Genomic DNA, 22,627 nt, shown 5'->3' on the forward strand with positions numbered 1-22,627 from the left:
TAACATGCGTAAATACTTGGAGAAAATCAAAAAACAAGGCATATCTGGCGAGATTATAGCTGAATTGATTGAAAACCATAAAGTTGAACGGGAAAAATTGATCAATTTCTATCAACGTTATAAGGCTGCTATCGATGGAGTCCCAATTTTATCCCGTAAACCAGTTGAATATGAGGATTTTGAAACAGGATCCATTAAACGGATTGATAATAAAGTGAATAACCTTTTGAACAACTCTTTTGATGCTGAAATTGTCGATACCAAAGTAGGTTATATGTTTGGTCATCCTATTTCATATGAGGTAGACAAGGGAGGAACAAATAGCAAGGAAACCCCTCTTAAAAAGGCTGTGGATGAATTTAATCTGCGTAGTAATGTAGAGGATAAGGATTCTGAATGGGGGAAAAAGGCTGCTATTTGTGGGTATAGCGCAAGACTTGCTTATATTGACCGTGAAGGAAAAGAACGTATTACCAATATAAACCCTTGGGAAGCGATTTTTCTCTATAACGAGGATATGACAGAACCGGAATACGCGCTACGTTATTATCCGATTGATGATAATAAATACAAGGCTGAATTTTATGATGGTGAAAAGTATTATATCTTCGAACAGAAAGGTCCATACGTACTGACAGAGGAAAAGATGCACACTTTTGATTTTTGCCCATTATTCGGATTACCCAACAATGAGGAATTAATAGCTGATACTGAGAAGGTGCTTTCTCTAATTGATGCTTATGATCGTACTCTTTCAGATGCTTCGAACGAGATTGAACAATATCGTCTGGCTTATTTAATTCTTAAAGGAATGGGGGCGGACGAAGAGACGCTCGATAATCTGAAAAAAACAGGCATATTCGAGCTGTTTGATGAAAAAGACGATGTTCGGTATCTTACTAAGGATATTAACGACCAAATGATCGAAAACCATCTTGATAGGTTGGAAGAGAATATTTTACGTTTTGCTAAGTCTGTGAACTTCTCTGATGAATCATTCGGCGGGAATATCACTGGTGTAGCTATGAGATTTAAACTTCTTTCATTGGAGAACAAATGTATAACCATGGAACGGAAGATGACAGCAGCTTTGCGATATCAATATAAGGTGCTTTGTTCTGCATGGTCTAAGAGGGGAATTTGTGCGAATGAGGATTATTTGAAAGTATGGTATGGGTTCAAAAGAAATTTGCCTGCTAATAACTTTGATGAAGCACAGACCACTCAATTATTAAAAGGTCTCGTAAGTGAGAAAACAAGACTTTCTCTCCTTTCTTTTGTTGATGATGCAGGTTTTGAAATCGAAGAAATGGAAAATGATGAATTCCGCATCGGTGAAAAGCTAGAACCGTTAGTAGGTGAGTGACAATGGATCAGCTGGAGATTGAAGAAATACTTGATAAGCGATTGATGGTTGCTGAAACGGAATTGGAAAAGGTCTTTGCTAAGCGATTAAAAGTGATCCTTTTTCAATTGTCCGAGATGTATAGAAAGTACGAAAAAAACGGTGAACTTTCCTTCACTGAGTTAAATAAGTATAATCGCTTTCAAAAAGAAATGAAGCTCATTAGTGAAATGTTCACGGATGATTACAAGCAGATTATCAAGGATGTGCAGGCGCAATCAGAAAATCAGTTCGTAGCTAAATACCTCATGACAGCCTACCTGGTGGAAATGGCGGTAACGGATGGTACGGATATGGGTTTTGATATACCGAGCATAGGTGTAATTCAAGAAGCGCTGCTTAATCCGATCGATAAACTTACTCTTCCATCAATTTTTAAGGAGCACCGGAATGAAATTGTTCGTAAAATCCAAATAGAGCTTTCGCAAAGTATGATTGCTGGTGAAGGCTATGCGACTATGGCGAAACGTATTGAAAAGGCTGTTGGATTTAGTCAGAAAAAAGCTCGTTTAGTAGCTCGTACAGAAGTAGGGCGTGCTCGTTCCATTGCGTCAGAAAAGGTCATTGAACAGGCCTCTAATTATGCTGATATGGGTGCCGTGTGGATGAGTATGCTTGATCATCGGGTTAGGATTTCGCATCGGGAACTAGATGGCCAGAAAACAGATAAAAATGGATTTTTCCACTACAAGTCATGGAAGGCTAAGGCTCCCCGGTTATGGGGGATTGCTTCAATGGATATCCAGTGTAGATGCGTTAAGCTTATGACGGTCAATGGGTTATTACCAATTAATCGTCGTGAACGTGATTACATGGACGATAAGTATCAGCAAAAACTAGCTGATCGAATCGATAAGTATATGGAAAATATGACGTATAAACAAGCGCTCAAGAAGGCGCAGAAAGAGATTCAGCCGCCTAGCAGGGTTATTCCTTATATGAGTTATGACAAGTGGTATAAAGGCAAGGAGGGTGCGCTTAAATGACTAATATCGAAGTGACCGTAGGAAAAGATGGCTATATGAAAATAGAGGCTACTGGACATACAGAAAGCATTGTGTGTGCATCCGTTTCTACTCTTCTACAATCATCCATCCGGTTTTTACAAGAGTTATCTGATCAGTATCCAGGAGATCTACAGGTTAGCATCAAAGAGAAAAACGATTGACCTTGGCAAGTCATAAAAAGGCTTATTTTTTATACTCAAAAATGACATGTAGGCTCGTACTGCATGGCTAGGAGGAAAAACATGAAAATTAAATCAAAACTTTTACCACTGAATATTAAACAATTTGATAAAAATGCAATCAATTTAGAAGCTATCAAAAAGTTTCTTTCTGACAATAAAGATCAAGACGACGTAAAAACATATCTTGGAGAACTTTCTGCCGTATCTGCTGATAAGGTGAAAGGGTTCTTGGATACAGATGAAGGAAAGAGACTGGTTCAACCTAAGCTTGATGCTCATTTTACAAAAGGTCTCGAGACGTGGAAAACGAACAATCTAGAAACTCTTATCACAGACGAAGTTAATAAGCGCAATCCTCAGAAAACACCTGCTGAAATCGAAGTTGAGAAGCTTCGAAAGGAAATCGAGGGCGAACGCAAAGCTCGTAATAGAGAAACGCTTGTCAATAAAGCCTTAAAGGTAGCGAAAGAAAAGAACCTACCCGATGGCATTATTGACTTTTTTATTGGGGAAGACGAGGATGGCACAACATCTAATCTTTCAAAACTTGAAGAAGAATACACCAAAGCTGTTCAAACTGCTGTCGACGCCAAGTTTAAAGAGCATGGCAGATCCATCGAACCAGGTGGAGGAAATCCAGGTACAGGAACAATTGATATAGGAGCTCTTGCAGCAAGTGCGAGCATTCGAAACTAAGGAGGAATTTTTGTGAAGAATAAATTATTAAAGGTTAATATTCAACAGTTTGCTTTCAACCCAGCTAACGTCTTGCTACAAGATGCCGTAACGGGAAAGGTACCTAGTGAACAAGGGACTTTAGTGTTAAAGGAATTTATGACGCAATCAGCCGTTACGAAATTAGCAAAATTTGAAAATATGACAAAACCTGAAAAAGAATTCACTTATCTCGCATCTGGACCTGGGGCTTACTGGGTAGGTGAAGGGGAGAAAATCCAAACATCTAAGGCTACATGGTTAAGTGCCAAAATGGTTTCTAAGAAACTAGGGGTTATCATCCCGGTTTCAAAGGAATTCTTACGCTATACTGTTTCAGATTTCTTTACCCAAATGCGTCCGGCTATTGCAGAGGCTTTTGCAATTAAATTTGACCAAGCTGCATTATTTGGAACGGCTTCACCATTCGGTACTGGTGTATCTGTATTCGAAAAGGCGACAGCTGCTGGAAACCTTATTACTCATGATGATGCTGGAGATCTTTACGAGGAGCTAAATGGTCTAATGGCTCTTATTGAAGAAGCAGACAAAGATGCAGATGGATTTACTACTACTCGTCGTTTTCGTCAAAAATTAAGAGGTGCAAGGGATAATAGCGGTCTACCAATCTTCAATGATGCTAAAGCAGGAGCTACACAGCAAGCGCTAGGGCTTCCAATTGGTTATGTGGATTCTAAGTCTTGGGATTATACAAAAACGCTTCTATTGGCGGCTGATTGGGATTACACTCGTTACGGTATTCCTCAAGGTATGGAATATAAAATCTCTGAGGATGCCACATTGACAACGGTGTTAGGGGAAGACAGCGAACCAATTAATCTATTTGAACGTGATATGTTCGCTCTGCGCGTTACTCAACAAGTGGGCTTTATGACTCTTACTGACGATGCTTTTGCAGCATTAACACCGGATGTTACTCCCTAATACCTAAGAGAAGGAGATTAATAATATGACAACCTACGTTAAAGCTCCAGATAGCATTATAAATGTAGTAGACGGCAACGGGAAAGCTCGTCAAGTCACACAGCGAGCTTATGATGTTGTATATAAGTCACAGGGATACAAATTAGCAGAAGCTAAGTCTGTTGAGTCAGTTGACCCTGTGGACTATTTCACACTGACAGCCGACGAATTAGAAGGAATAAAAAACGATGATTTGAAATCCTTCTTGGATAAAGAAAGCATCCAATATAAATCTAATGCTACAAAAGATGAATTGATTGCCCTGATTACAGGCGAATAGTAGGTGGTTAAATGGATATCCAAAGCGTGAAAAACATGCTAGGTATTAAAACGAATAAGCATGATAACTATCTAATGGAGGTTGTTCCTTTGTTTGTTGATCAGGCAAAGGACTACTGTAATAATTCCTTTAAAGTCGATGGTCAAGAGGTATTACCAGCTGGTGTGAAGCTTTATGTAGCCAAGGCTATTGAACATAATATGGGCGACTCAACACTTAAAGGGAAGACGATGGGTAGCATCTCATATTCCTATGAAACCGAGCTGCCACAAAGCATCACGAAATATCTTTCTCCTTATAAAAAGGTGAGATTTGTATGATACACGATGAATACCCGCATAAAGTGACGTTTCAATCATTTCAAAAGATACCAGATGGAGCAGGGGGCTACACTCAAGCGTGGATAAATGTAATTGTTGATATGGATGCTTTTTGTGATAGTCCAACTACCCAAGATGCTAGAGAAATGTTCCTAGCACAACAATTAACAAATCCATTTGATCGTGTTTTGTTTTATGAATATCGAACGGATATCAATGAAAAAATGCGCTGTGTATTTGAAAATGAAATATATGAATTGGCTGCAAGACCAAGCGATCAAGGCGGAGCACATGAAATCATGAGAGTTCCATTGAAGCTGGTTCGAAATGGCTAGAGGAAGAATCAAACTTGGAAATCGAGCTCTGCAAAACGCTGCGAAAAAATATGGTGAAGATATAATTGATGAAGTAAAACGGATCGTCACAGAAACAGCAGCTATTATACACGGTAATGCAAAAGCCTTGGCTCCTGTTGATGACGGAAATTTACGCGATTCAATAGAAATGGAAATACTGGAAGATGGTTTACTGGCTGTTGTTCGCGTAACCGCAAGCTATGCCATATATGTTGAGTATGGCACAGGAATCTACAGTTCTACTGGGCAGGGACGAACAACCCCTTGGACCTATTGGTCGGATAAGCTAGGTAGATTCGTCACAACTAGAGGTATGAGAGCTCAACCATTTTGGGACCCTGCCGTAGACGCAGGAGAACGCTACTTCCGCAAAGAAATGAGAAAGTTAGGTAGATAACATGACGATACAAACGGCCATGTTTGAATTGCAAAAAGGAATATTTTCACGCCTGTCTACCGACCCGATTATTTTGGGGAAAATAACAGGTGTTTTTGATGCAGTAGAAGAAGATCAGGCATTCCCGTATATTACGATTGGAGAGCCGAATACTCTGCCTTCTCCTACAAAACAGAAGTTCAGAGAAGAACTATCCATCGTGATTCACGTTTGGTCTATCTATAACGGCAAGAAAGAAGCCTATGACATTATTAACCTTTGTTTAGCTTCCCTTGCATTAAAGTTAAATCTAGACGGTTTTACCATACAGAAAATTGACGTGGACAATATTCGTGTAATCGACGATACAGATCCGCGAATACGACATGGGATTTTAAGAATGAAATACACCATACAAAACAATTAAGGAGCGTGTGAGCATATGCAAAACGGTAAAGATACGATTCTATTAGTTCAGTCAACTGATGCGGCATTGGCATCAGATGGTTTGGTTATTGCGAATCTTACAGAAAACAGCTATTCAATCGAAAATGATATTTTAGACGAATCAACAAAGTTTGGGCGTATCGTGGGATATGGCCAAAACAGCGAATCGTTCGAACTAACTGCTTATGGTGAAACAGGAGATCCGGGGCAAAAAGCTATCCTTGATGCAATCAAAACAAAGAAACAGATTAAAGTTTGGGAAGTTGACGTTAATACAAACACAACAAACAAACATGATGCAACATTCGCTTATTGCATTGTGGAATCCGTGGAAAAATCATCACCACAAGATGGGTTTGTTGAGGTTTCTGCAACTCTTCAAGTTATCGGAGATTCACAAACAGGTGAAATTGATGCATTGCCACCTGAGTTAATTGACTTTGCTAAATACGGATTTGAGAAACCAGGTGCAGCGACCGGGGAGTTCCCTGACCAAACACCACAAACATAACGAGAGGCGGGGATATCCCGTCTTTTTTATTTTGATTATAACTTTAGGAGGAAAAATAAATGACAATTTTATTAATTGATGGTGTAGAATACGAGGCAAAATTCAACTTTAAATTCTCGAAAGTAGCCGAGGAAAAGTACGGTGAAACGGACGAAAAAGGTAATAAATCAGGCGGTTTCCACAGCGTTTATATGGGGTTGCTACAGGGCTCTAATGAATCGCTTGTTGCGTTTTGGGATTGCGGACTAAGTTATCTAAAAGGAAAGGATAAACCTTCTTTGGAAGCTATTCAGGATGCAATTGTCGCACGTATTGATGAGGACGAAGATACCGAACCAATGCTAAAAGAGGCATACCAAGCCATTGACCAATCGGGTTTTTTCAAACAACAGTCGAAAAAGTTCTGGAAAAACATCGAGCTGATGAAATCGACTGGAAAAACGGACGAAGAGAAAGAACGGAATCTGAAAGTATACGACATGTTAGTGGAAGCCAAAAAGGAACTAACAGCGTAATTGATTATGACCAACTAGAAGTCGATGCAGCGCATTTATTAAATGTGTATGACATCGATTTAATTTATTCTTGGACACCTAAACAGTTCAGAAACTTTATTAAAGGCTCACAGTTGAAAACTATTGATGATTACGAACTTTCTGCTGCTAATGCGATGTTTACAGCAAAAGCAAATAATAGCAAAAAACGATTGAAATTAAAGGATCTATACGATGCCGATAAAATCCGAAAATCCATAGATAATCCGAAAACTGAAAAAAGAACGGAATTATCTCTTGAGCGCTATAAAAAAGCAAAAGAAGCAATGAAGGGTTATTCACCTAGCATGAAGTAGGAAGGAGGTGGATTGCTTGGCTGAGAATTTTGAAGCCATAATTGGCGCAAACATAAGGGATTTCCAACGAGCTATGAGGGAAGTTGACCGACAAATAAGAGATACAGCATCGGGAGCTGATGCTGAAATTGGCGCTGATATATCCGAGTTCATGTCAGAAATGGGCGCGGTGGATGCTATATTATCAGACTTGGCTCGAGAACATGACATAGATATCGGAGCTGATGTATCTGAAGCTATGTCGGAAATTAGTGAAGTAGAAGCGGCATTAAACACTTTACCGAGCGAACTCGAAATTGATGTTGAGACGGATGTAGCCGACGCTTTATCCGATATTGCTCAGGTGGAAGCTACTTTAACAGCTCTACCAAACGATGTAAACATAGACATTGAAACAGATGTAGCTGGTGCCATAGCAGATGTTGCAGCCGTGGGAGCTTCACTAGCATCATTACCAAATAACACGACAGTCGATATCAACGCCGATATTTCCGATGTTGTTGCAGATGTGGCGGTTGTGAGGACATCCCTATGGCAATTAGCAATGACTCGTGTTCTTATCCCAATTGAAACGAGAGTAAACAATTTCCAACAAACTATTTCCCGTATCGCAAATTTCACCAGGAGTTATCAGGAGTTACAACAAACAACCGCAAGAGGCATTATGATTTCTCTCTCCCCAGCAATTGTCCCGTTACTCGCAACGCTGGGTGGTTTAATCGGAAACCTCGGGCCAATGATTGGAGTTCTTGCAGGATCTACATTTGCTCTTGCATCCTCGTTTGGTGTAGCTGGTGCTGGTGCGATTGGTTTTGGTGCAGTAGCCGTTTCGAATCTAAAAGATGTGTTTAGTGCATCATCCGAGTTAAAGAAGCTACAAGAAAAGCTTGACGATGCATCTTCCTTAAAAGAACGCAATAAGATTTTGAAGGAAATGAAAGAAATTCAAGGTTCATTGAATGCAGAGCAAACAAAAGCGTTGGAATCAATGAACGGATTGAAAAAAGTATGGAGTGGCATTACGAAAGATTTGCAGACAGAAACACTCCAAATATTCACCAAAGCTCTAAACATCTTTGGAGAAGTTCTAACAACACTTAAACCGATGTTCGGTGGCGTGACAAATGCCGTTAATCGATTAATGGATAGTTTAGGCAGGCAAATTAAATCCGAAAGTATGATGGCTTTTTTCAATTATTTAAACAAAATGGGCGGGCCATTATTAGAACGAATAACTAAGTCTGTCGGAAACCTAATACAGGGTTTGTTTAACATGATGGTAGCTTTTGAGCCGTTGACAGATGCAACCTCTAAAGGTTTTTTAGAAATGACTCAGAGGTTCGAAGCATGGTCGAAAGGACTTAGTGAAAGCGAAGGTTTTCGTTCGTTTGTTAATTATGTAAACGAAAATATGCCGAAAGTACGTGCAATTTTCCGTGACGCAATCGTCGGGATCATTAATTTGTTTGCTGCATTTGCTCCTTCCTCTGCTGGCATGATGACGAGTTTGCAGGACATGATGGCCCGGTTTAAAGAATGGTCAGCTACATTGGGGGAGAACCAACAATTCCAAGCTTTCATTAATTACATTAAGACGAATGGACCACAAGTTGTTGCGCTAATCGGCAATATTACAACTTTTCTTACCAACTTGGGAATCGCTCTTGCTCCAACAGGTGCCTGGTTATTGGGTATCGTCAATGGCATCATTTCGTGGACGTCTTCCATGATTTCGGCCCATCCTTGGATTGGTAAAATTCTAGGAGCAGTGATTGTTTTGACTGGAATGCTAATTGCGGCGGTACCCAATATTATCGCTTTTGCAACTTTATTCGAGCTAAGAATGGTTCAAGCATTCGGCACATTTATAGCGAGTGCAGCAAGAGCAACAGCAGCTTGGGTAGCGAATACTGCAACTATGATCAGGTATGGGGTCTTAATTGCAGCACAATCCACGGCGAACGCAATAAGAACAGCTGCGGCGTGGACGATAGCGACAGGCGCTTCAATGGCAAGATCAGTTGCCTCAACTGTTACGTCCGTCGCATCAATGATTGCACAGTGGGTTAGGCTCGCTGCAATTTCAACAGCGAATGCAATTAGAGCAGCAGCAGCTTGGACATTAGCAACGGGTGCTGCAATGGCGAGATCTGTCGCTTCAATGGTAACAACAGCTGCCCTATTCGTAGCTAGATGGACGGTGATAGGAGCTCAAGCGATGATTCATGCAGCAAAAGTTGCAGCGGCATGGGCGTTATCAACTGGAGCAGCTATGGCAAGAGCAGTTGCATCCATGATTGCGACAGCGGCGGTATTTGTTGCTAGATGGGTATGGATGGGCGTACAAGCTATGGCTCAAGCAGCAAGAATGGCGGCAGCGTGGTTTATCGCACTAGGTCCAATTGGTTGGGTAACCGGAGCAATTGTAGCCCTGGCTATTCTGATCATTGCCAATTGGGACAAAATCAAAGCGGCTACAGTGAAAATCTGGACAGCAATATCTGACGCTGTTAAAAAAGCATGGGAAGCAATCAAAAAGAAAGCCGTTGAAGGTGGCGTCGCGTTAGTTAAAATCATCAGTGAATTACCAGGTAAAGTGAAGGCGTTCGCAGGTGAGATGCTTAGTGCGGGAGCTGACTTGATTGCCGGGTTAATAAAAGGGATCATATCAAAAGCATCTGGAGCCGTAACTGCCATTAAAGAAACAGTCGGTAACATGGTTGATGCAGCCAAGTCGATGTTAAAAATCCATTCACCTTCAAGGGTATTCAAAGATATTGGGGTATTCGTTGGTGAGGGTATGGTCATGGGTGTATCCAGCATGAGCAGTGCCGTCGGAAAAGCGGGCACAGGGTTAGCGAAAGCGGCAATACCAGACTTATCGAATCTCATCAAATCAAACGAGCAAACCTTGGGTGGTTACAATAAAAGTCTGATTGATTTAAACAAAAATACTCAAAATGAGATTTCTGCTATTACTAAAAAAGCTAAAACTGATCGAATTGAGATTGAAAATAAAGCGCAGAAAGAAATTAATGCAATTACTAAAAAAGCTTATGAAGAAAAAAGAAAATTAACGGTTACAGAACATCGCCAAGTAAAAGAGATTTTAGAAAAAACATCTAAAGAATCTGTGAATATCCAGAAAAAAGAAGCTGCGGATATCTTAAATATAACAAATGGTTTGGCTAAAGAACGCTTGGATAGTACTAAAAACTTCATCTCCAATAAACGGTCACTTGAACAAATTTCTGTCAAAGATGAAATTAAGATATGGGAAAGCACTATTAAATTATACAAAGATGGAACCGACGAAAAGATTGAGGCGCAACTTGCTCTACGTGATGCAAAACGTGCTATGGATAGAGAAATGCTTGATTTAGAGCTAGACTACATCAAGGAAAAGAAAAGAATCGGTGAAATCGGTTTGGCTGATGAAGTCCGTATGCTAGAAACTTTAAGTAAAAAATACGCGGTGGAATCAACAAAATATACTCAAATCCAACAACAAAAAGCGGATGTATTGAAACAAATTAACGAAAAGATGGCGTCTATTAACGAGGAATATTTAAGTCGAACAAGAAAAATCAATGATGACATGATTGCAGAAGAAAAGAGATTGACAGACGCATATAACAATTCAGTCAATGAACGTGCTAAGTCCTTGTATTCGTTTAGTGGTTTATTTGACCAAATGAAAACATCGTTTGAGGGTACGGGTTCCGATTTAATCGGGAATTTGAAAGGGCAAGTTGCTGGGTTCAAAGAGTGGTCAGCCGACATTGCAGAATTAGCAAGCAAAGGTATCGATGGTGGACTTCTTGAAGAACTTCGTCTGATGGGACCTAAAGCGTATGGAGAGATCGCTGCACTTAACAACTTAACAAGCACTGAATTAGATGAATATCAATCTCTTTGGAAGGAAAAATCCAGCCTTGCAAGAGAACAGGCTATTTCGGAACTTGAGGGATTGAAAACAGACACACAAACCCAAATAGAAAACCTTCATCATCAAACAGCTAATCAGCTGGAAAGTTTGAGACTGGAATGGATCAAAAAGATCGAAGCAATAACAGCTGGCACCGCAGAAGAGTTATCGACGCTTGAAAGCATTGGAAAGGATGCTATGCAGGGGTTATATGACGGAATGGCATCTATGGAGGGTGATTTGGTCGGCAAGGCTAAACAAATTGCAAATTCCATTAAGAATGCAATCACTAGCGCTCTCGACATTCATTCACCGTCGCGCGTATTGCGAACAATTGGTCAATACGCTGGTCAAGGATTAGTTGTTGGGTTGAATGATTCAATTAGTGCCGTTTCAGCCGTATCAAAACAAATGGCGTTAGCGTCAATTCCTAATTTAACAGGAATGACACCAAAACCACTTGATACGCAGTCACAAATGGATGATTTAAAAGGCCAAATTAAACAAGAATTGAGCGTTGATATGTCGGTGAATCACAAGGGTAGTGGAGGATTGGGTGGAGGATTTAACCCAACAATAACCAACTATTTCACACCGGCAGAATCCACACCGGCAGAATCTGCTCGAAAACAAAAACAGATGCTTCAACGGGCAGCGTTCGGATGGAGGGGCTAAATTGGAAAGAGTGATTTTCACAAGCGCAAACGGGGATGTCATCCATTTTGATGGCCCCCCATATTATTTGCAAAAAGTTGAAGGTCTCGGAGATGTAGGAGCAAACATTCAAACTCAGCGAACCTTATTTCAGGACGGGAGCACTTACGCCAATAGTTTTTTAGAAGAACGTACTATTTCTCTGGATTTCCTCATTGACGGAGAGCAAGAGGGGATCTCAGCAGCAAGAATTAAAATTTCAAAAGCGCTAAACCCTAAACTAGGACTAGGCACTTTACGATATGAAAATGATTATGTCGTTAGAGAAATCATGGCCGTAGCTAATTCTTTGCCGTTTTTTCCTGATAGCCAGAGAACAGAGCAATTCCAAAAGGGATCGGTTGATTTTATTTGCCCTAACCCATACTTCAATAAAGCTGAAATAGAAAAAACAGAAATCGCTTTATGGGAACCTCATTTTGAGTTTGAACTAGAAATTCCAGAAGACGGGGTAGAAATGGGAGTTCGATCACCATCCCTAATCGTCAACGTTTTAAATGATGGGCATGTGGATACCGGCATGATAATCAAGTTTAGAGCATTGGGAACAGTTATAAATCCATCACTGGTAAACGTAAATACTGGTAGGAGTTTTAAGCTTAATAAGGTTATGACTGCAGGGGAGATTATTACAGTTAATACGAATAAGGGGAAGAAAAGAATCGAATCGACTCTAAATGGTGTTACGTCAAATATTTTTAACACTATTATCTTTGGAAGTACCTTTTTGCAGTTAAGTGTCGGAGATAATCTTTTTCGATACGATGCAGATGAAAATCTAGATTTCTTAGAGGTAGATATTTATCATATACCTCAGTTCGTGGGGGTTTAAAATGAATATTTATGTGTTTAATAAAAAGTTCGATATGCTAGGAATCTTCGAATCTTATAATTCTCTAGTTTGGATGAGAGAATTTTATAAGACCGGATCCTTTGAATTGCACCTAGAATTACCTGGTCCAGATGACGAAGCTCTTGAGATTATATCGCTGTTGAGCAAAGGTAACATTCTTATAAAAGAAGATAGCCCCCAGGAAGCCGCATGCATAGATAGTGTTGTTTTAGATGATGAAAATACGGAAAATTTAATCGTGAAAGGGTATTTTATCGATAACTTTATTTCCGAACGCATTGTTTGGGGGATGCAGACTAGCAATGGAACAGTTGAAAATGTAATGAAATACTTTGTTTCTAACAATTGTATTTCGCCAACTAATCCCAACAGAATCATCCCTAACTTAGCTTTATCTGCTAATAAAGGAATCAATATTACAGCCAGCGAAGTAAATTCATACGGTAATCTAGCGGAATTAACGGAAGAACTTGCACTCAAATATGACGTTGGGTGGCGAGTTCTTTTTGATTTGCAGACTAATTCATATATGTTTGATGTTTACGAGGGTAAGGATTTATCAATTAATCAAAATATTAATCCTCAAGCGATATTCTCCTTAGATTATGAGAATGTTACGAATCAAACCTTTACTGACAGCGAAGATGGCTATAAAAATATGGCTCTTATTGCAGGACAGGGCGAAGGGGCTGCGCGTAAACTGGCAACAATAAATGATTCTTCTACAGGATTTTCCCGTCGTGAATTATTTGTAGATGCCAGGGACTTATCTCAAGAAAAAGACGATGAAACTATGCTTACAGATCAAGGATACGAAGCACTTCTCATTGAACGAGGAAATAGTAAACTTGCTGAAGCTCAGCCAATCCAAACGTTTGAATCGGGAATTTCTGTTTATTCAAACCTAGTCTATAAACAAGACTTTGATTTGGGTGATAAAGTCACCATTCAAAACAATCGATGGGGATTAACATTAAACACTCGAATCACATCCGTAGAAGAGGTTTATGAGAATAATCAGTTGGAGATTCGTGTGAACTTTGGCAGCAATATCCCTACACTACTAGATAAACTGAAAAGGGCGGTGAAATAATGGCCATAAAAAGTGGATTATTCAACAGCGTAAATGGTGATCGGAAATACAAGGCTGATTTTTTTGCGGAGTATTTTGCAACATTTATTAGCAATGGGGTTTTCCCCAATCCCTCCACAGGATTACAGGTAATTGCAGGTACAGGAATGACAGTCAACGTAAAAGCCGGCAAAGCATGGATCAAAGGTTATTACTTTGCAAATGATGCAGATTATACACTGCAGCTTGACGTTGCGGACGGTGTGTTGAAGCGCATCGATCGTATTGGTTTAAGGCTAGATTTTTTATCAAGAGAGATTGTGCCCGTCATCATAAAAGGAGTTTTTGCATCTAATCCAGTTGCACCTGCGTTACAGCGTGATGCAGATGCTTACGAGTTAGCTTTGGCTGACGTATTTATTAACAATGGTGCAATCAGCATTTCTCAAGCTAACATCACGGATACAAGACTAAATAATGATCTATGTGGAATCGTCCACGGTACAGTAAATCAAGTTGATACAACCACTATTTTTAATCAGTATCTAGCTTGGTTTACTAATTATTCGGCAAATAGATCAGCAGAATTTGATTCATGGCAGTTGCTTCAAGAACAGGATTTCAACACTTGGAGTGCACAGAAAAGAGGAAATTTCGATGCTTGGTTTGCATCAATTCAAAACATTCTTAGTGGCGATGTAGCAGGAAATTTACAAGCTCAAATAACTGCTCTTGATGGTCGAATGGACACTTTGGAGCAAACAGTTGCTACGCACAAGGCGGAAAAAGCGACAGACACAACATTAGGACATGTAAAACAAGGAATAGGAGTTACTATAGATCCAGATGGGACCTTAAACGTTGTTTCAGATGTAGCCAAATTTAAAAAAGGAAATTCTACTTTTACTGATAATGACACATCACAAATATTTACAGATGCTTTTTGTACATCTAGTAGTTTGGTGACGATTGTCATTACGTCAGGGACTCCTCCTCAAGGGGTATGGAGTGTAGAGGGTGAGGTTGGGAGTTTTACCATTACAAGTACTTTAGCTGAAACAGCCCCTATTACCTTTGATTATTTCATACAAAAGGCGGTGGGGTAATGGCCCAAGGAGTTGTTATTGGAGGTTTGAATGGCGGTAAGTATAGGAAAGGTGGATATATCAGATCTTCAGAATTAGGCGGAGAGGTAGCTAATGTAAAACACCTTAGAACACTAGGTTCAGATGGTTCTACCGCACGATTAAAAGTAAGTGGAAAGTTTATCTATCACTACAACATTACAACGAAATTAATAACAAAATATGATTTAAGTGGAGCGATTATCTCTTCTTTTGCGATAATTCCGTCAAACGGTACGGATGTTTTTGATAGTTTCCATTTTGATAAAGACGGGTTGTTGTATTCTGTTTATAGAATCGGTGGTGTATCTGATCGATACACGGTTGACAGATATTTTTTAGATGGCACAAGGGATGTTTCGTTTAGATTTACTTATATATCACCTGGAGAATCTTTGCGAGGTGTATTAGTTTATGAAGCAATTTATTTTCACTTTGCCGCGGGTAGACTCGTAAAGTACAATTTAAACGGCGGTCTTGTTTATGATTCAACAAGCAACGGCAATGATTTACTTAATGGTGGTGCGCCCGAAACACCTAATTTTTTATTTTTCGGCATTAACGGAAATGGCGCAATAGTAAAGATGAATAAGACGACTGGTACACTAACCTGGTCATTGTCTTCTGCATCTATGGGAATAGCGTCCGCCTATACAAGACCTTTAGCGTATAACAAAATTAAAAATGAACTACTTATCGGAAATCTAAACGGCGGTATATATAGAGCGAATCCTGAATCCACATCGTCCGGTTTCATACTAGGCGACAAAACCACAGGAACAAGCTCTTTAAGTCTTCAAGATAAGAGGATCGGGATAAGTGGTGATGGTTCGAAAATATTCGTTCCGTTTGGTGGATATAGTGGACAAAACGAAGGGATTCACGTGATGGATAGTATCACGCTTGTAAAACTGTTTACCCATCAAGTATCTACTAAAGTTAGTTATATGGGAAGATCTGTTGATGTTTTAGATTATGACGACTTTGTTTATGTTGAAAATAACAATTTAGATTTAAAAATAGGTAGTTTACAAAGACAAATATTATAAATTAGGAGTTGGTAACTATGGCTGTTATTTTTCTAGGTGACGATAACAAAACCGTTGAGCGTATTTTTTATGATACAAGTGAATTAACAATTGAAGACATGAAAGGTAGTATTTCAATAGATTCTATCCCACAAGCTGAAAATATTCCATACAAAGTAGCGAGATTAATTTATGAAGATGGGGTTTTATCATATGAATATTTTGATAGACCTTTAACGACAGAAGAAGAATATACAATAAGGATTAGCGAAGTCGAAGAAACATTAGCTACTTTATTATTAATGTAGGAGGGGAAAAAGTATGTATGATTTTATTAAACGTATGTATTTGAATGGAACATATACGGATAGTAACCTGGGAACATTGGAGTCAAAAGGATTTATCACCGAAGAGCAAAAACAAGAAATTATAGCAAGTAAGTAATGTCGCATCAGGAAGATTATACGCACTAATGATAACACCCATCGAGGTGTATTTTTTATGTCCAAAGGAGGTTGACCATGGCGAATATCAATCACTACGCAGCGCAATCGGGAAGAATGTTGAAAGAGGATGGAACAACAGTTAATTTTGCGGATAAGTTGGAATCTGGTTTACCTGTGGAAAGCAGTGCTCAAGGAGCTATTCTGGTCGTACCAAATGATTCTACTGATTTAACAACAACACCGACAAAGGGTATTTATATTGGTGGAACTGGTGATTTAAAAGTTACAATGCTCGATGGCACTACTGTAACATTTAAATCTATTTCAGCTGGAGCAATTCATCCATTGTCTGTAAAACGTGTTTTTGCCACAGGGACAACAGCTACAAATATTTTGGCGGTGTATTGACATGTTGGTTGGCTTGGGTGTTGGGATTGGGGTTTCAACGTTTGCGAAAACACCGATAATCATCGCGAAGGATTCTTTCAACAGGGCTGATAGTACGTCATTAGGTAATGCTGAAACGGGGCAACCTTGGATAGTACAAGCATCTGAAGTATACGAGATAAAGAACAATGCCGTAAACCTAAAAACAGGTGGTATTAACTATAGTCAGATACTTGTGAATACACCTAAATCAGACGGCGTTCTGTTCCTTGATGTTAAGTTTTACAGTAATGAAAAAGGCGGTATTGTGTTTAGAAACCGAGATAACAGCAACTTTTTACACTATGTAATAACACCAACGGGATTAGAACTTACCAAATATGTTGCAAATACAGCAACCCTATTAGGCAATTACGGTTTCACTCCTGCACACGGGACGGTTTATAAATTAGTGGTAGTGTTAAATGGTGACATAATTACGGCGTATATAGACGGTGTTCAGAAAATCCAAGTAGCCGAAACATACAATAAAACAGAAACAAAACACGGAATAAGAAATCCTCTTGGTTTTGCTATATCATTCGATAATTTCAAAATGGAGGAATTATAGATGATTATTACTGTTGCTAAGATTGGTGACGGGACAGATCAAAACCCATTCAAGCCGGATGCGAAGTCCGAGTGGTGGCAAGTGGTCGAAGAACGAGAAAATGAGTTTGTGATTGAAATATTAGTTGAATAATAAAATCTCAAGTCGTCCATTCGGGCGGCTTTTTATTATGCGTAAAGGGGAGAAACGATGGAGAGATTAGACGTATTTTTTAAAGTAGCAGCCACATTAGCAGGAGGCGTTACAGGGTATTTATTTGGGGGGTGGGAAGCGTTGATAAATACCCTATTAGTGTTCGTTGCTATTGACTACTTATCGGGATTAATTGCATCGGCTGTTGAAGGGAAACTAAGTAGCAAAATTGGATTCAGGGGCATCGCAAAAAAGGTAATGATATTTGCTATTGTTGCCGTTGCTCATCTTATCGATAGAGTAATAGGGGAAAATGACCTTGTTAGAGATGCAGCTATTTATTTTTATATGGCGAATGAGTTACTATCAATCATCGAAAATGCGGGGCGTACAGGTCTGATCGTACCGGAGCAAATAAAAGGAATGGTGCAAGTTTTAAAAGGGAAAGCCAAATAAGCTGTCCACACGGATGGCTTTTTTTGTTCATATAAATAAAATATGAGGTGATTATTATGGTGAAGATTATTATTGACTCAGGACACGGAGGAAAAGATCCCGGGGCAGTCGGAAATGGCTTACAAGAGAAAAATATCACATTGGATATCTCAAAAGAAATGAAAAGATACCTTGATGCAAATTATACAAGGCATGAAACCTCACTTACACGGACCATAGATATTTTTTTAGAACTATCTGAACGAACTGATATTGCCAATAGATTCAATGCTGATGTATTTATCTCAAATCATGTGAATGCTGGTGGAGGGACAGGCTATGAGTCTTATATCTACACAAAGCCAAATGCTGGTTCTGTGAAACTACAAAACCTAGTAAATGCGGAAGCCCTTGCCACTGCTAAAAAATATGGATTAGGCCCACATGGTGACGACAAGAAACAAGGTAATCTTGCTGTAGTTCGTCAAACTAATATGCCTGCCGTATTAACTGAAATTGCTTATATTGACTCAAAAGATGCAGACTTGCTAAAGAATAATAATTTTATTAAGGATATGGCTGCAGCGTATGCAAGAGGTGTTGCGAAATATTTGAATTTACCAGAAAAGAAGGTGGAAGTGATAATGGAACAAAAAACACCAGAACAAATTGCTTATGAAAAAGAAATGGTCGACTCAATCGATTTTCTAAAATGGAAAAAAGTAATTACCGAAGATCGTAGAAATGAAAATATAACGCGAGGACAAATGTTTCTCATGTTGTACCGATTTTATCAGAATGTGATCAAACCTTTGGAAAAATAATCAAACATTATGTTTGTTTTTCTTTTCGAAAGGGAAATATAATAATCTTCCCCTGAGATTTACGTAAAAGCCCTTCTCTTAATTGAGAGGGGCTATTTTTTTGTGTATAAAGCTAATATGTTTGGTAATCATAATAACGTACCTGTTAGTACAAAACAAAAACAAGGCAAACAATGAGCCCTTCTCTTAATTGAGAGGGGCTACTATTATTTTGTATTCCAAGTCTGCGATATCAAACTAGTAATCAAGTCAAGTGTAGTATCGTCTAGCGCGCTTTTGAGTTCAAATTGATCAAATTCATTTAATATCTTGTTTATTCTTTTTAACTTGTAATCTGAAAATTCTATTCCTGCTTGAAGAAAGCAATCTTTGATTGTCTCAGCGTCCACTTTAATTTGTACATTAGCATACAATCCACCTTCAACTATTCGCACAAAAACACCTCATTTTATTAATAAGTAAATTATACCAATTTTCTATTCTACCTATGAAAAATGAATTTGTCACATAATTAAAACCCTTCTCTTAACCGAGAGGGGCTTATCCTGTTGAACCTTTATGTAAATATATCCTTAACAATTCCTCAGTTCTATTCCTCAAGCGCGGATTAAAGTAGGTGTGATGTTCTTCGACGCCATTGTATATAAAAGAATACATCGTGAAATCAGCATCTCTTTTAATTTCTTCTAGTTTAATTTTTTCCGTACACAAATGGTCCCTGGCAATTTTTAAATCCTTCCGTACAGTCATAATTGCATTCTCAACTATATCCACATAGGGGGATTTTATTTTAAAAGATCCTTGTTCAATCAAAACTTTATCTCGTTCCAGTATTTTAACTAACATCGGTAAATACAAAGCTGTTTCTATAATCTCTCTATCATTCTCAGGAATCCTAGTCATGGTTATACCTTTCTACAGCTACTACACAATCGAGATCAATCCTAATATCCCCACTTAATAAATCCAGTATTAAATATTTCATTTGCTTATCCACTTTGGCCACAATACCTATATTATTGACTAGTTTATCTGCCTTCCAGAAGGTGATACGAACTGGCAACGTGTAGTTGAGTGACTCCATCACTGCAATACCAATTTGCTTGAATACTTGCTCGTCTAAAACCGTCTTCTTTAAAAGTTCACTTCTTATCAAATAATCATCTCCTTTTTTATTATTATATACAAACGAATGTTCGAAAACAACTTGAAATCAAACGAGTGTTCGTATAAAATGATGATAATAAAGGAGCTGGTAAAATGTTGGGATTATTCATTGCTTCATTAGAGAAGCAAATACCTGTTGAAATTATGTATATGAATAATAAAGGAATCGTTACAGATCGGTTGATCATTGTGAAGGGTATAGAGGAGAAATTTATCCGTGCATACTGCCTGACTAAAAGGCAGCCAAGGATATTTATCAAATCCAACATTTTATCAGCTGCTAAACCTAGACGGAGAGTAAAATATGCATAAGAAAAGGCCCTTATTCTATACGAATAGGGGTTCTACTTTTATTACTATTAAAGTTTCGCAATCTCCAAATAGCCATTTCCTTTGCTTGCTCAGGCGTACTTCCACAACAATTAAATACCATTATTTTCCCAGTTGATGCAGATACATTATAATGATCTCCGAAATCATATACTGTAAACTTTATTTTTCCCCTGCGATAGTACCAAAACCAATTCCAAAATCTAATTACGTAGTTACACCAAACACATTCCCATAAATAATACAAATGTTCTCCAATCTTTATCCATCTAATCACTCCTATATAAATAGTTAGAAGCCTACACCATTTATATTTGACGAATAGGACAAAAGTCCTTGTAAAGGTTTTGTAAAATAAAAATCCCTCTCGATGTGAGAAGGGATTTACTTTTGGCTTTAAACATTTTTTAAAACCTGTCATTTTAACCAGCTGACGTCAATATACTTTTATAAGACAAGGAGGGGTTAAAAATGGTTTACAGACCTACAGTAAGATATACGGATGTTTACAAGGATTATGTAGAAGAAGTTTTCAAGGCAACTGATCTGGACCGCAATCAAATTTTTCGTTTAGCTCTATTTACCGCAGTACACTCAAAGGAATATAAAACGATATTAAAAAAACATTTAGCAGCTGACGTCCCTCTTCCCCACCCGCATTGGGGGCTGGATGAAGAAGATTATTGGAAAGACCAAAACTATATAAAAAAAGAAAAGCCACTAAATGATAGTGACAAGATATTTATAAACACAGGTGGAATCAAGATTGTAATAGGGTAGCTATTTATGAGGTTTTTTATCCTTTGCAGGTTTGACGCTTTTAATGTAATTCAAGGTTTTCGCTTTCTCTGCCAACTTTTTAGCTAATTCTCTATTCTCTTTAGTATCAGGAATTAATCTAGCCATTAACTTCACCTCTCCTGATAACAGTCATTGCCACTTTCGTAGCAATCCATACCCTCCCTTCACTCTAATAACATTCCAATCAGTGACCAAATGACCAACCAACCCAAAGAAAAATATAGTTTGAAAGGGGATATATGAATGGGGAAGGATAAGCATATAAACCCATCTCTCTCACCTTCGAGAAATTCATCGACAGTAACATCAAAAAGAAAAGTCCGTTCGGATAAATTGCATGATATTAAAATTCCAATACATGAAGGTGTAGATCTCATTTTAAGAAGGGAATCCCGCCGTCACTGGAACGGATCAAAGACGTCACTTGGTACAGATATACTGCTATTTGGACTTGAAGAGATTTTTATTTACCCTGACGTCAGCTATCAAGATGGTCCATTTACCGTACATTGCAAGGTTAATCATGATACCTATCAACGAATCGGGAAGTATGCAGATGAATGGAAGTGCAGTATGCGTAAAGCCGCACATCGAATATTTACAGAAGCATACAAGAAGAAACAGCTGGGAGGGATAACAGATGAAGAAATATAGCGCAGCTAATCTTTTGGAAGATGAGCTTTCATTGATTGGTGCATCAGATTTTTTCGGAAAGATTCTATATAAAATGAATAAAGCTTCATCTGTCTTGCTTACCATTAAAGTTCCCTTGACCCTGTATTTGAGAGCAGAAATCTTCTGCGAGGATATTCAGGACTTATCTGAAACGAAATTTGACCAAAATGATCTAATTGATCTTTTGTATAATGATTTTTTACTGTTTGTCAAAAAGAATCCGAATCCAAGATCACACTTTAAACTGCTGACGTCTTTAGATCGAGAAGCTGGGAAAGATTCCGGTTTAGAGAAAAAAGAAGGTGAATCCGTATTTAAGCTCATTCATAAAGATAAGGAGCAAAAAATGCAATCAATAGAAATGAGAATGAGGCGAAAACATACATTGCGTGGGGAAGTTCTTTTGGCAGATATAGAAGAAGTGCAAGCGAATCATGGATATACTCTAGAAAAAGTTTTTGAGTTGTTATACATCGACTTCATTGAAAAGTTTCGTACTGGAGATAATACTGGTGCGATCGATAATATTTTATCTTTACTTTCCGATGATACCTAAAATGGTGAAGGTGTGGAGTGGAATTCAGAATACTGGATTGGGGTATATATTAATTCAGATCATGATATGCGCTAAAAGTGTTACGAATATTTTATGTAATACTAAAAAGATAT

The 22,627-nt window shown here is 38.5% G+C and carries 33 protein-coding genes; 29 read left to right on the top strand and 4 right to left on the bottom strand.

Annotated elements, in window-relative coordinates; genetic code table 11:
* Window positions 1–4: 4 nt before the first annotated feature.
* From JNUCC23_RS01930 to JNUCC23_RS02050, 25 genes are all read left to right on the top strand, one after another.
* On the top strand, window positions 5–1,366 hold the full coding sequence (locus tag JNUCC23_RS01930) for a phage portal protein (RefSeq protein WP_454213961.1): 1,362 nt from the start codon (window positions 5–7) through the stop codon (window positions 1,364–1,366).
* A 2-nt stretch (window positions 1,367–1,368) separates the two neighbouring features.
* Complete coding sequence (locus tag JNUCC23_RS01935; protein ID WP_454213963.1) at window positions 1,369–2,391, top strand: phage minor head protein; 1,023 nt, start codon at window positions 1,369–1,371, stop codon at window positions 2,389–2,391.
* Window positions 2,388–2,573, top strand: a complete 186-nt coding sequence (locus JNUCC23_RS01940) for a ribosomal-processing cysteine protease Prp (RefSeq protein WP_454213965.1) — start codon at window positions 2,388–2,390, stop codon at window positions 2,571–2,573. Before JNUCC23_RS01935 ends, JNUCC23_RS01940 begins: the two co-directional genes overlap by 4 nt.
* Before the next feature lie 81 nt (window positions 2,574–2,654).
* Window positions 2,655–3,290 carry a DUF4355 domain-containing protein gene (locus tag JNUCC23_RS01945; RefSeq protein ID WP_454213967.1) on the top strand — a complete coding sequence of 212 codons (636 nt, stop codon included), beginning with the start codon at window positions 2,655–2,657 and terminating at the stop codon, window positions 3,288–3,290.
* Window positions 3,291–3,302: 12 nt separating this feature from the next.
* Window positions 3,303–4,253: a phage major capsid protein gene (locus JNUCC23_RS01950; RefSeq protein ID WP_454213969.1), complete on the top strand. Its 951-nt coding sequence runs from the start codon at window positions 3,303–3,305 to the stop codon at window positions 4,251–4,253.
* A 25-nt stretch (window positions 4,254–4,278) separates the two neighbouring features.
* The gene (locus tag JNUCC23_RS01955) at window positions 4,279–4,572 is read left to right on the top strand and encodes a hypothetical protein (protein WP_454213971.1); all 294 of its coding nucleotides are present in this window, start codon (window positions 4,279–4,281) and stop codon (window positions 4,570–4,572) included.
* 11 nt (window positions 4,573–4,583) lie between these two features.
* Window positions 4,584–4,892 carry a phage head-tail connector protein gene (locus JNUCC23_RS01960; protein ID WP_454213973.1) on the top strand — a complete coding sequence of 103 codons (309 nt, stop codon included), beginning with the start codon at window positions 4,584–4,586 and terminating at the stop codon, window positions 4,890–4,892.
* On the top strand, window positions 4,889–5,227 hold the full coding sequence (locus JNUCC23_RS01965) for a phage head closure protein (protein ID WP_454213974.1): 339 nt from the start codon (window positions 4,889–4,891) through the stop codon (window positions 5,225–5,227). Before JNUCC23_RS01960 ends, JNUCC23_RS01965 begins: the two co-directional genes overlap by 4 nt.
* Window positions 5,220–5,645 carry an HK97-gp10 family putative phage morphogenesis protein gene (locus JNUCC23_RS01970; RefSeq protein ID WP_454213976.1) on the top strand — a complete coding sequence of 142 codons (426 nt, stop codon included), beginning with the start codon at window positions 5,220–5,222 and terminating at the stop codon, window positions 5,643–5,645. The genes JNUCC23_RS01965 and JNUCC23_RS01970 overlap by 8 nt, the downstream gene beginning before the upstream one ends.
* 1 nt (window position 5,646) lies before the next feature.
* On the top strand, window positions 5,647–6,051 hold the full coding sequence (locus tag JNUCC23_RS01975) for a DUF3168 domain-containing protein (protein WP_454213978.1): 405 nt from the start codon (window positions 5,647–5,649) through the stop codon (window positions 6,049–6,051).
* A gap of 15 nt (window positions 6,052–6,066) precedes the next feature.
* Window positions 6,067–6,582, top strand: coding sequence for a phage major tail protein, TP901-1 family (locus JNUCC23_RS01980; protein WP_454213980.1), 516 nt, complete (start codon window positions 6,067–6,069; stop codon window positions 6,580–6,582).
* A 59-nt stretch (window positions 6,583–6,641) separates the two neighbouring features.
* Entirely contained in the window at window positions 6,642–7,097 is a 456-nt protein-coding gene (locus JNUCC23_RS01985; protein WP_454213982.1) for a tail assembly chaperone, read from the top strand.
* 113 nt (window positions 7,098–7,210) lie between these two features.
* Window positions 7,211–7,432: a hypothetical protein gene (locus tag JNUCC23_RS01990; protein ID WP_454213984.1), complete on the top strand. Its 222-nt coding sequence runs from the start codon at window positions 7,211–7,213 to the stop codon at window positions 7,430–7,432.
* A gap of 16 nt (window positions 7,433–7,448) precedes the next feature.
* The gene (locus tag JNUCC23_RS01995) at window positions 7,449–12,035 is read left to right on the top strand and encodes a hypothetical protein (RefSeq protein ID WP_454213986.1); all 4,587 of its coding nucleotides are present in this window, start codon (window positions 7,449–7,451) and stop codon (window positions 12,033–12,035) included.
* Between the two features lie 10 nt (window positions 12,036–12,045).
* The gene (locus JNUCC23_RS02000) at window positions 12,046–12,906 is read left to right on the top strand and encodes a phage tail family protein (RefSeq protein WP_454215961.1); all 861 of its coding nucleotides are present in this window, start codon (window positions 12,046–12,048) and stop codon (window positions 12,904–12,906) included.
* A 1-nt stretch (window position 12,907) separates the two neighbouring features.
* Window positions 12,908–14,020, top strand: coding sequence for a siphovirus ReqiPepy6 Gp37-like family protein (locus JNUCC23_RS02005; RefSeq protein WP_454213988.1), 1,113 nt, complete (start codon window positions 12,908–12,910; stop codon window positions 14,018–14,020).
* The gene (locus tag JNUCC23_RS02010) at window positions 14,020–15,105 is read left to right on the top strand and encodes a hypothetical protein (protein WP_454213990.1); all 1,086 of its coding nucleotides are present in this window, start codon (window positions 14,020–14,022) and stop codon (window positions 15,103–15,105) included. Before JNUCC23_RS02005 ends, JNUCC23_RS02010 begins: the two co-directional genes overlap by 1 nt.
* Window positions 15,105–16,172: a hypothetical protein gene (locus JNUCC23_RS02015; RefSeq protein ID WP_454213992.1), complete on the top strand. Its 1,068-nt coding sequence runs from the start codon at window positions 15,105–15,107 to the stop codon at window positions 16,170–16,172. Before JNUCC23_RS02010 ends, JNUCC23_RS02015 begins: the two co-directional genes overlap by 1 nt.
* Before the next feature lie 17 nt (window positions 16,173–16,189).
* A complete protein-coding gene (locus JNUCC23_RS02020; protein ID WP_454213994.1) occupies window positions 16,190–16,459 on the top strand; it encodes a hypothetical protein in 270 nt (89 codons plus the stop codon).
* 13 nt (window positions 16,460–16,472) lie between these two features.
* On the top strand, window positions 16,473–16,595 hold the full coding sequence (locus JNUCC23_RS02025) for an XkdX family protein (RefSeq protein ID WP_454213996.1): 123 nt from the start codon (window positions 16,473–16,475) through the stop codon (window positions 16,593–16,595).
* 77 nt (window positions 16,596–16,672) lie between these two features.
* Window positions 16,673–17,005, top strand: coding sequence for a spike base protein, RCAP_Rcc01079 family (locus JNUCC23_RS02030; RefSeq protein ID WP_454213997.1), 333 nt, complete (start codon window positions 16,673–16,675; stop codon window positions 17,003–17,005).
* Window position 17,006: 1 nt separating this feature from the next.
* Window positions 17,007–17,594 carry a hypothetical protein gene (locus JNUCC23_RS02035; RefSeq protein WP_454213999.1) on the top strand — a complete coding sequence of 196 codons (588 nt, stop codon included), beginning with the start codon at window positions 17,007–17,009 and terminating at the stop codon, window positions 17,592–17,594.
* Window positions 17,595–17,726 (top strand): hypothetical protein, encoded by a 132-nt coding sequence (locus tag JNUCC23_RS02040; protein WP_454214001.1) that lies wholly within the window; start codon window positions 17,595–17,597, stop codon window positions 17,724–17,726.
* A gap of 57 nt (window positions 17,727–17,783) precedes the next feature.
* Window positions 17,784–18,182, top strand: coding sequence for a phage holin family protein (locus JNUCC23_RS02045; protein ID WP_454214003.1), 399 nt, complete (start codon window positions 17,784–17,786; stop codon window positions 18,180–18,182).
* A 56-nt stretch (window positions 18,183–18,238) separates the two neighbouring features.
* A complete protein-coding gene (locus JNUCC23_RS02050) occupies window positions 18,239–18,985 on the top strand; it encodes an N-acetylmuramoyl-L-alanine amidase family protein (RefSeq protein ID WP_454214005.1) in 747 nt (248 codons plus the stop codon).
* 206 nt (window positions 18,986–19,191) lie between these two features.
* Here JNUCC23_RS02050 and JNUCC23_RS02055 read toward each other — a convergent pair whose 3' ends face one another.
* The 3 genes from JNUCC23_RS02055 to JNUCC23_RS02065 form a co-directional block, all read right to left on the bottom strand.
* On the bottom strand, window positions 19,192–19,419 hold the full coding sequence (locus JNUCC23_RS02055; RefSeq protein ID WP_454214007.1) for a hypothetical protein: 228 nt from the start codon (window positions 19,417–19,419) through the stop codon (window positions 19,192–19,194).
* A gap of 106 nt (window positions 19,420–19,525) precedes the next feature.
* A complete protein-coding gene (locus tag JNUCC23_RS02060) occupies window positions 19,526–19,888 on the bottom strand; it encodes a hypothetical protein (RefSeq protein ID WP_454214009.1) in 363 nt (120 codons plus the stop codon).
* Entirely contained in the window at window positions 19,881–20,141 is a 261-nt protein-coding gene (locus JNUCC23_RS02065) for a YolD-like family protein (RefSeq protein ID WP_454214011.1), read from the bottom strand. The genes JNUCC23_RS02060 and JNUCC23_RS02065 overlap by 8 nt, the downstream gene beginning before the upstream one ends.
* A gap of 104 nt (window positions 20,142–20,245) precedes the next feature.
* On the opposite strand from JNUCC23_RS02065, the gene JNUCC23_RS02070 reads away from it, so the two are divergent.
* Complete coding sequence (locus tag JNUCC23_RS02070) at window positions 20,246–20,464, top strand: hypothetical protein (protein ID WP_454214012.1); 219 nt, start codon at window positions 20,246–20,248, stop codon at window positions 20,462–20,464.
* A 489-nt stretch (window positions 20,465–20,953) separates the two neighbouring features.
* Window positions 20,954–21,262, top strand: a complete 309-nt coding sequence (locus JNUCC23_RS02075) for a hypothetical protein (RefSeq protein ID WP_454214014.1) — start codon at window positions 20,954–20,956, stop codon at window positions 21,260–21,262.
* Here JNUCC23_RS02075 and JNUCC23_RS02080 read toward each other — a convergent pair whose 3' ends face one another.
* Window positions 21,263–21,388 (bottom strand): hypothetical protein, encoded by a 126-nt coding sequence (locus JNUCC23_RS02080; protein ID WP_454214016.1) that lies wholly within the window; start codon window positions 21,386–21,388, stop codon window positions 21,263–21,265.
* 138 nt (window positions 21,389–21,526) lie between these two features.
* Here JNUCC23_RS02080 and JNUCC23_RS02085 point away from each other — a divergent pair, with 138 nt between their 5' ends.
* Together JNUCC23_RS02085 and JNUCC23_RS02090 are read left to right on the top strand one after the other, a co-directional pair.
* Window positions 21,527–21,937 carry a hypothetical protein gene (locus JNUCC23_RS02085; RefSeq protein ID WP_454214018.1) on the top strand — a complete coding sequence of 137 codons (411 nt, stop codon included), beginning with the start codon at window positions 21,527–21,529 and terminating at the stop codon, window positions 21,935–21,937.
* Window positions 21,924–22,514 carry a hypothetical protein gene (locus tag JNUCC23_RS02090; protein WP_454214019.1) on the top strand — a complete coding sequence of 197 codons (591 nt, stop codon included), beginning with the start codon at window positions 21,924–21,926 and terminating at the stop codon, window positions 22,512–22,514. Before JNUCC23_RS02085 ends, JNUCC23_RS02090 begins: the two co-directional genes overlap by 14 nt.
* Window positions 22,515–22,627 lie beyond the last annotated feature (113 nt).

The sequence above is a fragment of the Peribacillus sp. JNUCC 23 genome, from assembly GCF_053653995.1.

Coding starts and splice junctions, on each gene's coding strand:
- JNUCC23_RS01930 (WP_454213961.1), top strand. CDS start 5: ATGCGTAAATACTTGGAGAAAATCAAAAAACAAGGCATATCTGGCGAG.
- JNUCC23_RS01935 (WP_454213963.1), top strand. CDS start 1,369: ATGGATCAGCTGGAGATTGAAGAAATACTTGATAAGCGATTGATGGTT.
- JNUCC23_RS01940 (WP_454213965.1), top strand. CDS start 2,388: ATGACTAATATCGAAGTGACCGTAGGAAAAGATGGCTATATGAAAATA.
- JNUCC23_RS01945 (WP_454213967.1), top strand. CDS start 2,655: ATGAAAATTAAATCAAAACTTTTACCACTGAATATTAAACAATTTGAT.
- JNUCC23_RS01955 (WP_454213971.1), top strand. CDS start 4,279: ATGACAACCTACGTTAAAGCTCCAGATAGCATTATAAATGTAGTAGAC.
- JNUCC23_RS01960 (WP_454213973.1), top strand. CDS start 4,584: ATGGATATCCAAAGCGTGAAAAACATGCTAGGTATTAAAACGAATAAG.
- JNUCC23_RS01965 (WP_454213974.1), top strand. CDS start 4,889: ATGATACACGATGAATACCCGCATAAAGTGACGTTTCAATCATTTCAA.
- JNUCC23_RS01970 (WP_454213976.1), top strand. CDS start 5,220: ATGGCTAGAGGAAGAATCAAACTTGGAAATCGAGCTCTGCAAAACGCT.
- JNUCC23_RS01975 (WP_454213978.1), top strand. CDS start 5,647: ATGACGATACAAACGGCCATGTTTGAATTGCAAAAAGGAATATTTTCA.
- JNUCC23_RS01980 (WP_454213980.1), top strand. CDS start 6,067: ATGCAAAACGGTAAAGATACGATTCTATTAGTTCAGTCAACTGATGCG.
- JNUCC23_RS01985 (WP_454213982.1), top strand. CDS start 6,642: ATGACAATTTTATTAATTGATGGTGTAGAATACGAGGCAAAATTCAAC.
- JNUCC23_RS02005 (WP_454213988.1), top strand. CDS start 12,908: ATGAATATTTATGTGTTTAATAAAAAGTTCGATATGCTAGGAATCTTC.
- JNUCC23_RS02010 (WP_454213990.1), top strand. CDS start 14,020: ATGGCCATAAAAAGTGGATTATTCAACAGCGTAAATGGTGATCGGAAA.
- JNUCC23_RS02015 (WP_454213992.1), top strand. CDS start 15,105: ATGGCCCAAGGAGTTGTTATTGGAGGTTTGAATGGCGGTAAGTATAGG.
- JNUCC23_RS02020 (WP_454213994.1), top strand. CDS start 16,190: ATGGCTGTTATTTTTCTAGGTGACGATAACAAAACCGTTGAGCGTATT.
- JNUCC23_RS02025 (WP_454213996.1), top strand. CDS start 16,473: ATGTATGATTTTATTAAACGTATGTATTTGAATGGAACATATACGGAT.
- JNUCC23_RS02030 (WP_454213997.1), top strand. CDS start 16,673: ATGGCGAATATCAATCACTACGCAGCGCAATCGGGAAGAATGTTGAAA.
- JNUCC23_RS02035 (WP_454213999.1), top strand. CDS start 17,007: ATGTTGGTTGGCTTGGGTGTTGGGATTGGGGTTTCAACGTTTGCGAAA.
- JNUCC23_RS02040 (WP_454214001.1), top strand. CDS start 17,595: ATGATTATTACTGTTGCTAAGATTGGTGACGGGACAGATCAAAACCCA.
- JNUCC23_RS02045 (WP_454214003.1), top strand. CDS start 17,784: ATGGAGAGATTAGACGTATTTTTTAAAGTAGCAGCCACATTAGCAGGA.
- JNUCC23_RS02050 (WP_454214005.1), top strand. CDS start 18,239: ATGGTGAAGATTATTATTGACTCAGGACACGGAGGAAAAGATCCCGGG.
- JNUCC23_RS02060 (WP_454214009.1), bottom strand. CDS start 19,888: ATGACTAGGATTCCTGAGAATGATAGAGAGATTATAGAAACAGCTTTG.
- JNUCC23_RS02070 (WP_454214012.1), top strand. CDS start 20,246: ATGTTGGGATTATTCATTGCTTCATTAGAGAAGCAAATACCTGTTGAA.
- JNUCC23_RS02075 (WP_454214014.1), top strand. CDS start 20,954: ATGGTTTACAGACCTACAGTAAGATATACGGATGTTTACAAGGATTAT.
- JNUCC23_RS02080 (WP_454214016.1), bottom strand. CDS start 21,388: ATGGCTAGATTAATTCCTGATACTAAAGAGAATAGAGAATTAGCTAAA.
- JNUCC23_RS02085 (WP_454214018.1), top strand. CDS start 21,527: ATGGGGAAGGATAAGCATATAAACCCATCTCTCTCACCTTCGAGAAAT.
- JNUCC23_RS02090 (WP_454214019.1), top strand. CDS start 21,924: ATGAAGAAATATAGCGCAGCTAATCTTTTGGAAGATGAGCTTTCATTG.